This is a genomic window from uncultured Acidovorax sp., from assembly GCF_964021665.1.
GTDB classification, from domain to species: domain Bacteria; phylum Pseudomonadota; class Gammaproteobacteria; order Burkholderiales; family Burkholderiaceae_C; genus Acidovorax; species Acidovorax temperans.
The window spans coordinates 1-7,393 of the sequence record NZ_CAXIAK010000127.1 but is presented as its reverse complement, the minus strand read 5'-3'; the positions used below and the strand labels follow the sequence as shown (position 1 = coordinate 7,393).

General features: G+C 60.0%; 8 protein-coding genes and 1 pseudogene. 4 read left to right on the top strand and 5 right to left on the bottom strand.

Annotated elements, in window-relative coordinates; genetic code table 11:
- From dnaB to rpsF, 5 genes are all read right to left on the bottom strand, one after another.
- Window positions 1-1,256 (bottom strand): replicative DNA helicase (gene dnaB / locus AADJ04_RS17085; RefSeq protein ID WP_341240344.1); only part of this gene is annotated, 1,256 nt, incomplete at its 3' end.
- Window positions 1,257-1,427: 171 nt separating this feature from the next.
- Window positions 1,428-1,880, bottom strand: coding sequence for a 50S ribosomal protein L9 (rplI, locus tag AADJ04_RS17080; RefSeq protein WP_198846689.1), 453 nt, complete (start codon window positions 1,878-1,880; stop codon window positions 1,428-1,430).
- Between the two features lie 12 nt (window positions 1,881-1,892).
- Window positions 1,893-2,174 (bottom strand): 30S ribosomal protein S18, encoded by a 282-nt coding sequence (gene rpsR / locus AADJ04_RS17075; protein WP_044397946.1) that lies wholly within the window; start codon window positions 2,172-2,174, stop codon window positions 1,893-1,895.
- 17 nt (window positions 2,175-2,191) lie between these two features.
- Window positions 2,192-2,482, bottom strand: a complete 291-nt coding sequence (gene priB, locus AADJ04_RS17070; RefSeq protein WP_312780769.1) for a primosomal replication protein N — start codon at window positions 2,480-2,482, stop codon at window positions 2,192-2,194.
- Window positions 2,483-2,497: 15 nt separating this feature from the next.
- Window positions 2,498-2,875, bottom strand: a complete 378-nt coding sequence (gene rpsF / locus AADJ04_RS17065; RefSeq protein ID WP_015013245.1) for a 30S ribosomal protein S6 — start codon at window positions 2,873-2,875, stop codon at window positions 2,498-2,500.
- A gap of 262 nt (window positions 2,876-3,137) precedes the next feature.
- Here rpsF and grpE point away from each other — a divergent pair, with 262 nt between their 5' ends.
- The 4 genes and pseudogenes from grpE to AADJ04_RS17045 all read left to right on the top strand — a co-directional run.
- Entirely contained in the window at window positions 3,138-3,689 is a 552-nt protein-coding gene (grpE, locus tag AADJ04_RS17060) for a nucleotide exchange factor GrpE (RefSeq protein WP_207373486.1), read from the top strand.
- Window positions 3,690-3,785: 96 nt separating this feature from the next.
- A complete protein-coding gene (gene dnaK / locus AADJ04_RS17055; protein WP_341240343.1) occupies window positions 3,786-5,735 on the top strand; it encodes a molecular chaperone DnaK in 1,950 nt (649 codons plus the stop codon).
- A 106-nt stretch (window positions 5,736-5,841) separates the two neighbouring features.
- Window positions 5,842-6,981: a molecular chaperone DnaJ gene (dnaJ, locus tag AADJ04_RS17050; protein ID WP_142083637.1), complete on the top strand. Its 1,140-nt coding sequence runs from the start codon at window positions 5,842-5,844 to the stop codon at window positions 6,979-6,981.
- Between the two features lie 237 nt (window positions 6,982-7,218).
- A pseudogene (locus tag AADJ04_RS17045) lies at window positions 7,219-7,393 on the top strand (MBL fold metallo-hydrolase); the annotation flags it as partial.

Here is a 7,393-nt window from a genome sequence, read left to right as displayed (position 1 = left end):
AACATGATGATGTCCGCATCCTGCTCGATGGCGCCCGATTCACGCAGGTCGGACATCATCGGGCGCTTATCAGTGCGCTGCTCCACCGAACGGTTCAGCTGAGAGAGCGCAATCACCGGGCACTGCAGCTCCTTGGCCAGCATCTTCAAACCCCGGGATATTTCCCCCAGTTCGGTCGCACGGTTGTCGGCGCTGCCCGCGCCCGAGCCGCTCATGAGCTGCAGGTAGTCCACCACGATGAGCCCGAGCTTGCCGCATTGGCGCGCCAAGCGCCTCGCGTTGGCGCGGAGTTCGCCTGGCGTGAGGCCAGGGGTTTCATCGATGTGCAGCGACACTGTGCGCAGCTTTTCAATCGCCTCGGTCAGGCGCGGCCACTCGTCGTCCGTGAGCTTGCCGGTTCGCAAGTTGCCCTGGTTCACACGTCCAATCGACCCCACGATACGCACGGCCAGCTGAGCAGCGCCCATTTCCATGGAGAAGATGGCGACAGGCAGGCCTTCATTGAGTGCCACATGCTCGGCAATGTTCACTGCAAACGAGGTCTTCCCCATCGAAGGACGGGCCGCCAACACGATCATGTCGCCCGCCTGCAACCCCGAAGTCATCCGGTCCAGATCAGCAAAGCCTGTGGGCACTCCCGTCACGTCCGCCGGGTTGTCAGCCATCTCCTGCACTTTGTCGAGCAGGTCGATCACCAGCGTATCGAGCGACTGAAACCCCTGCTTGTTGCGCGAGCCTTCCTCGCCGATGGCGAAAATCTTGGCTTCTGCTTCATCAAGAATGCGCTCGACGGTCTTGCCCTGCGGATCAAACGCGTTCGTGGAAATCTCATCGCTGGCGGTGACCAGCTTGCGCAGGATGGATCGCTCCCGCACGATTTCGGCATAGCGACGGATGTTGCTGGCGCTGGGGACGTACTGCGCCAGATTATTCAAGTACGCCAGCCCCCCCACCTCTTCTGCCTTGCCCAGGCTGCGCAGGTGTTCAAACACCGTAATCACATCGGCGGGCTTGCTGGCATTCACCAGGCTCGCAATCGCTGTGAAGATCAGTTGATGCTCATGGCGATAGAAGTTGCTTTCGGTCAGCAAGTCTCCCACGCGGTCCCAGGCATTGTTGTCAAGCAGCAATCCCCCAAGCACACTGGACTCCGCTTCCACCGAATGGGGTGGAATGCGCAAACGAGCCACCTCACTGTCCTGAACATTGGGTGCTGCAAAGCCTTGGTCATCTAGGGGAGGAAAGACTGCGGACATAGGAAATTCTCCGAACGATGTCTGAATGCTCTTCCTCACACAGGCACATGACCTGCGGGGATAAGCCTGTGAGCAATCTGTGGACTGCAGGTGGGCAATCTTGTACAAATCAGGCCGATCCAATGACAAAAGCCGCCCGAGGGCGGCTTTGCTTGGATTGCCTGAGGGAAATCAGGCAGTTTCGCCGTAGACCGAAACCGTCACTTCCACCACCACGTCGGTGTGCAGAGCAACGCTCACAGTGCTTTCGCTCACGACCTTGATAGGGCCGTTGGGCAGGCGGATCTGAGACTTGGCAACCTTGTAGCCTTGCTTGTTCAGCTCTTCAGCGATGTCATGGTTGGTCACAGAACCAAACAGACGGCCGTCCACACCAGCTTTTTGTGTCAGCTTGATGGTGGTGCCAGCCAGCTTTTCGCCTTGGGCTTGGGCTTCTGCCAGCTTGGCGGCAGCAGCTTTTTCGAGTTCAGCGCGCTTGGCTTCGAACTCTGCCTTGGCAGCTTCGGTGGCGCGACGAGCACGGCCCGAAGGAATCAGGAAGTTACGGGCGTAGCCGTCTTTCACCTTGACGATTTCGCCGAGGTTGCCGAGGTTCACAACCTTGTCGAGCAGAATGATTTGCATGGGTTGTGCTCCTTAGATCTTGTGCTGGTCGCTGTAAGGCACCAGGGCCAGGAAGCGAGCGCGCTTGATGGCGGTGTTCAGCTGACGCTGGTAGATGGCGCGCGTGCCGGTCAGGCGCGCGGGAATGATCTTGCCGTTTTCGGCGATGAAATCACGCAGGGTATCGACATCCTTGTAGTCGATTTCTTCCACACCGGTCACTGTGAAGCGGCAGAAACGCTTGCGCTTGAACAGCAGGGACTGGGTGTTGCGCTTAGGGCGCTTGTCTTTGTTGAACTTCTTGAACGTGGCCATTGCGGACCCCTTGAAAATTAATTTTGTTGAATATCCTGGATGTGGAGCACTGCGTTTTTGCCGTTGCGCGGAGTGGCCAGAAAACCGGTGAAAGTCCAGAGACTTCCGATGTTCTGGCGTGCCAAGCGCTCTGCCATGGCTCCAAACGCAACCGCTTTCATAGCTGCCTTGACACTGCGCGGGTGACCTGCCTCGGTTTGCTGCGACTCATGCTCGAGCCGCAGGGTGATGGCGGGCAATCCGGCCGGGGTGTATCGCAAGGACTCTGCCTCCGCGATACACGCCGTCAAGACAACGCGGTTCTCCACTCCAAAGTGGATGGATCAGCGCTCGCCAGCCGCTGCGTACTCGGCTTGGCTGGCCTTGCGGGCCTCTTCGCGCTCAACAGTCTTCATCATGGAAGATGGGCCAGTTTCAGCCTTCTTCTTCTGGACAGTCAGGTGGCGCAGCACGGCGTCGTTGAACTTGAAGGCATGCTCCAGCTCAGCCATCACAGCCTGGTCGGCTTCGATGTTCACGCACAGGTAGTGGGCCTTGGCCAGCTTGTTGATCAGGTACGCCAGTTGACGACGGCCCCAGTCTTCCACGCGGTGCACCTTACCGCCGCCGGCGGTGATCATGCCCTTGTAGCGCTCCAGCATCGCTGGAACTTGTTCGCTTTGATCCGGATGGATCAACAAAATGATTTCGTAATGACGCATGCATACTCCTTTTGGATGAAGCCGCCCGCTGCGTCCCAATCTTTTCGAGATTGTGCGGTGTGGCAAGGCAAAGCCGGAAATTATAGCCTTTGGCAGCACACTTGTACACTCTGGCTGCTTTTTGCCTTTCCCATACTGGGCAAGCTCCTGGAAAAACAGCCGCTCCAAGGGCCAAACCAAGGTTCTTTTGCCCCCACGACTTGAAATTCAGCGAAAGCCCCCAAGCTCTCGCGCGTACTGTTTTATTTACAAAGACTACGACATGTCCGACAACAGCCAGAACACATCTTCATCAGCCGCCCCGTCCCCCGAGGAAGTGGAAGCCGCCATGGCCGCCAATGCCTCCGACGAGCTGGCGCGCCTGCAAGGCGAGTTGGCTGAGCTCAAGGCCAAGAGTGCTGAATTGGCAGACCAGTTCCTGCGCGCCAAGGCAGAGGCGGAAAACGCCCGCCGCCGCGCCGAAGACGAAGTAGCCAAAGCCCGCAAGTTCGGGATCGAGAGCTTTGCCGAAAGCCTTCTGCCCGTGGCAGACAGCCTGGATGCAGCCTTGGCCATCAAGGAAGCCACGCCCCAGCAACTTCGCGAAGGAGCAGACGCGACCCTGCGCCAACTCACCTCAGCTCTGGAACGCAACAAGGTGCTGGCCATCAATCCCGCAGCGGGCTCCAAGTTCGACCCACACCAGCATCAGGCGATCAGCGTCGTGGCTTCTGAGCAAGAGCCCAACACCATCGTGACTGTGCTGCAAAAGGGGTATGTGATTGCGGAGCGTGTGCTGCGCCCTGCACTGGTCACTGTCAGCGCCCCCAAATAAATTTTTTAAGGTAAATCGAGAGGGACGACTTGAACTAACGCAAGTTATCCACAAGTTACTAGACATCCAAACTATTCAAGCATTCGGAGAAAAATCATGGGAAAAATCATCGGCATTGACCTGGGCACCACCAACAGCTGCGTCGCCATCATGGAGGGCAACACCACCCGCGTGATCGAAAACAGCGAAGGTGCACGCACCACGCCTTCCATCGTCGCTTACCAGGAAGACGGCGAGATCCTCGTCGGCGCATCCGCCAAGCGCCAGGCCGTGACCAACCCCAAGAACACGCTGTTCGCCATCAAGCGCCTGATTGGCCGCAAGTTCACCGAAAAAGAAGTGCAAAAGGACATCGACCTGATGCCCTACTCCATCGTGGCTGCCGACAACGGCGACGCCTGGGTGGAAGTGCGCGGCAAGAAGCTGTCGCCCCAGCAAGTGTCTGCCGACATCCTGCGCAAGATGAAGAAGACCGCCGAGGACTACCTGGGCGAGCCCGTGACCGAGGCCGTGATCACCGTGCCTGCGTACTTCAACGACGCACAACGCCAGGCCACCAAGGACGCTGGCCGCATTGCAGGCCTGGAAGTCAAGCGCATCATCAACGAACCCACTGCCGCAGCCCTGGCCTTTGGCCTGGACAAGCAGGAAAAGGGCGACCGCAAGATTGCCGTGTATGACCTGGGCGGCGGTACGTTCGACGTGTCCATCATCGAAATCGCTGACGTGGACGGCGAAAAGCAGTTCGAAGTGCTGTCGACCAACGGCGACACCTTCCTGGGCGGCGAAGACTTCGACCAGCGCATCATCGACTACATCATTGGCGAGTTCAAGAAAGAACAAGGCGTTGACCTGTCCAAGGACGTGCTGGCCCTGCAACGCCTGAAGGAAGCCGCTGAAAAGGCCAAGATCGAGCTGTCTAACTCGGCTTCGACAGACATCAACCTGCCCTACATCACCGCTGACGCCTCGGGCCCCAAGCACCTGAATATCAAGCTGACCCGCGCCAAGCTGGAGCAGCTGGTGGAAGAACTGATCGAGCGCACCATCGCCCCTTGCCGCACGGCCATCAAGGATGCCGGTATCAGCGTGTCGGACATCAACGACGTGATCTTGGTCGGCGGTATGACCCGCATGCCCAAGGTGCAAGAGAAGGTCAAGGAATTCTTCGGCAAGGACCCCCGCAAGGACGTGAACCCTGACGAAGCCGTGGCCGTGGGCGCCGCCATTCAAGGCCAAGTGCTGTCGGGCGACCGCAAGGACGTGCTGCTGCTGGACGTGACCCCCCTGTCCCTGGGCATTGAGACCCTGGGCGGCGTCATGACCAAGATGATCACCAAGAACACGACCATCCCCACGAAGTTCGCACAGACCTTCTCGACGGCCGACGACAACCAGCCTGCCGTGACCATCAAGGTTTACCAGGGTGAACGTGAAATGGCCTCGGGCAACAAGCTGCTGGGCGAGTTCAACCTGGAAGGCATTCCACCTGCAGCCCGTGGTGTTCCACAGATCGAAGTGTCGTTCGACATCGACGCCAACGGCATCTTGCACGTGGGCGCCAAGGACAAGGGCACCGGCAAGGAAAACAAGATCACTATCAAGGCCAACTCGGGCCTGTCGGAAGAAGAAATCCAGAAGATGGTGAAGGATGCCGAGCTGAACGCCGCCGACGACAAGAAGAAGCTGGAGCTGGTGCAAGCCCGCAACCAGGGTGAAGCTGCCGTGCACAGCGTGAACAAGAGCCTGGCCGAGCATGGCGACAAGCTGGAAGCCGCCGAAAAGGACGCAATCACCGAGGCCGTCAAGGCTTTGGAAGAAGCTCTGAAGGGCGAGGACAAGGCCGCCATCGACGAGAGGACCACGGCGCTGATGGCTGCCAGCCAGAAGCTGGGCGAGAAGATGTACGCCGAGTCGCAGGCCGCGCAAGCAGCCCAGGCGGCAGGCGGCGCAGAAGGCGCAGGCGCCTCGGCCGGTGCCTCTGCCAAGCCCGCTGACGACGACAACGTGGTCGACGCAGAGGTCAAGGAAGTCAAGAAGGGCTAATCGCCCCTCGCGTTGACCCCAGCCGCCGCGCGGGGCCGAAAGAGCTTGCACACACAGGCTCCCAGGCTTGCGCGGCGTTCCTGTTCCAACCGGGCCAGAGATCACCATGTCGAAAAGAGACTTTTACGAAGTCCTGGGCGTTGCCAAAAACGCTTCGGACGAAGAAATCAAGAAGGCTTATCGCAAGCTGGCGATGAAACACCACCCCGACCGCAACCAGGGTGATGCAGCCAAGCCCGCCGAGGAGAAATTCAAGGAGGCCAAAGAGGCCTACGAGATGCTCTCCGACCCGCAGAAGCGGGCCGCCTACGACCAATACGGCCACGCGGGGGTAGACCCCAACATGCGCGGCCCCGGGGGTGGAGCAGAAGGGTTTGGCGGCTTTGCCGAGGCGTTTGGCGACATCTTCGGCGACATGTTCGGCCAGCAGGGCGGGCGCCGGGGCGCAGGTGGCCGCCAGGTGTACCGTGGCAGCGATCTCAGCTACGCCATGGAGATCACGCTGGAAGAAGCAGCGCGCGGCAAGGATGCGCAAATCCGTATCCCGTCCTGGGATTCGTGCGACACCTGCCACGGCAGCGGTGCCAAGCCAGGCACCAGCGCCAAGACCTGCGGCACCTGCCAGGGCTCTGGCACCGTGCAGATGCGCCAGGGCTTCTTCAGCGTGCAGCAAACCTGCCCGCACTGCCGCGGCACGGGCAAGATCATTCCTGAGCCTTGCACCGCGTGCCATGGCCAGGGCAAGATCAAGAAGCAGAAGACGCTGGAAGTGAAGATTCCTGCGGGCATCGACGATGGCATGCGCATCCGCAGCACCGGCAACGGCGAGCCAGGCACCAACGGCGGCCCACCGGGCGACCTGTACATCGAAATCCGCATCAAGAAGCACGACATCTTCGAGCGCGATGGCGATGACCTGCACTGCCAGGTGCCCGTGAGCTTCATCACGGCGGCCCTGGGCGGCGAGATCGAAGTGCCCACGCTGGCGGGCAAGGCGGCCATTGATATCCCCGAGGGCACGCAGGCTGGCAAGCAGTTCCGTCTGCGCGGCAAGGGCATCAAGGGCGTGCGCTCCAGCTACCCTGGCGACCTGTACTGCCACATCGCGGTGGAAACGCCGGTCAAGCTCACCGAGCACCAGCGCAAGCTGTTGCGCGAACTGGAAGAGTCCCTGAAAAAAGGCGGCTCACGCCATTCGCCCAGCGGCGAGAGCTGGACAGACCGTCTGAAGAACTTCTTCAGCTGACCGGTTTTCGTGCGCTGCACCAGCGCACGGCCAGGCGGCAGCGCTGTAGCCTCCACAAAAAGCGACCCGGTTTACGCCGGGTCGCTTTTTTCATGCATCGCCCCCAAGAACGAACCGCCAATCCCAAGTCTCATCGTTGATGACCATCAAGACTCCCCAAGGACTGAGCAGCGCCCCCGCTGAGGGCCATCTACGCAGCGCATACCATGGAGGCTTGCCGCAACGGGAGAAAAACACATGAGCGTGAGCATCACCTTCCTGGGCGGATCCGGCACCGTGACCGGGTCGAAATACCTGGTGCGCCACAACGGCAAAAGCATGCTGATGGATTGCGGGCTGTTCCAGGGCTACAAGCAGCTGCGCCTTCGCAACTGGCAGCCACTGCCCTTGTCGCCCCACGAGATCGATTCGG

Excerpts from the sequence above, each read along its gene's own strand:
- dnaK (WP_341240343.1), top strand. The coding sequence starts at position 3,786 with ATGGGAAAAATCATCGGCATTGACCTGGGCACCACCAACAGCTGCGTC.
- grpE (WP_207373486.1), top strand. The coding sequence starts at position 3,138 with ATGTCCGACAACAGCCAGAACACATCTTCATCAGCCGCCCCGTCCCCC.
- rplI (WP_198846689.1), bottom strand. The coding sequence starts at position 1,880 with ATGCAAATCATTCTGCTCGACAAGGTTGTGAACCTCGGCAACCTCGGC.
- rpsR (WP_044397946.1), bottom strand. The coding sequence starts at position 2,174 with ATGGCCACGTTCAAGAAGTTCAACAAAGACAAGCGCCCTAAGCGCAAC.
- rpsF (WP_015013245.1), bottom strand. The coding sequence starts at position 2,875 with ATGCGTCATTACGAAATCATTTTGTTGATCCATCCGGATCAAAGCGAA.
- dnaJ (WP_142083637.1), top strand. The coding sequence starts at position 5,842 with ATGTCGAAAAGAGACTTTTACGAAGTCCTGGGCGTTGCCAAAAACGCT.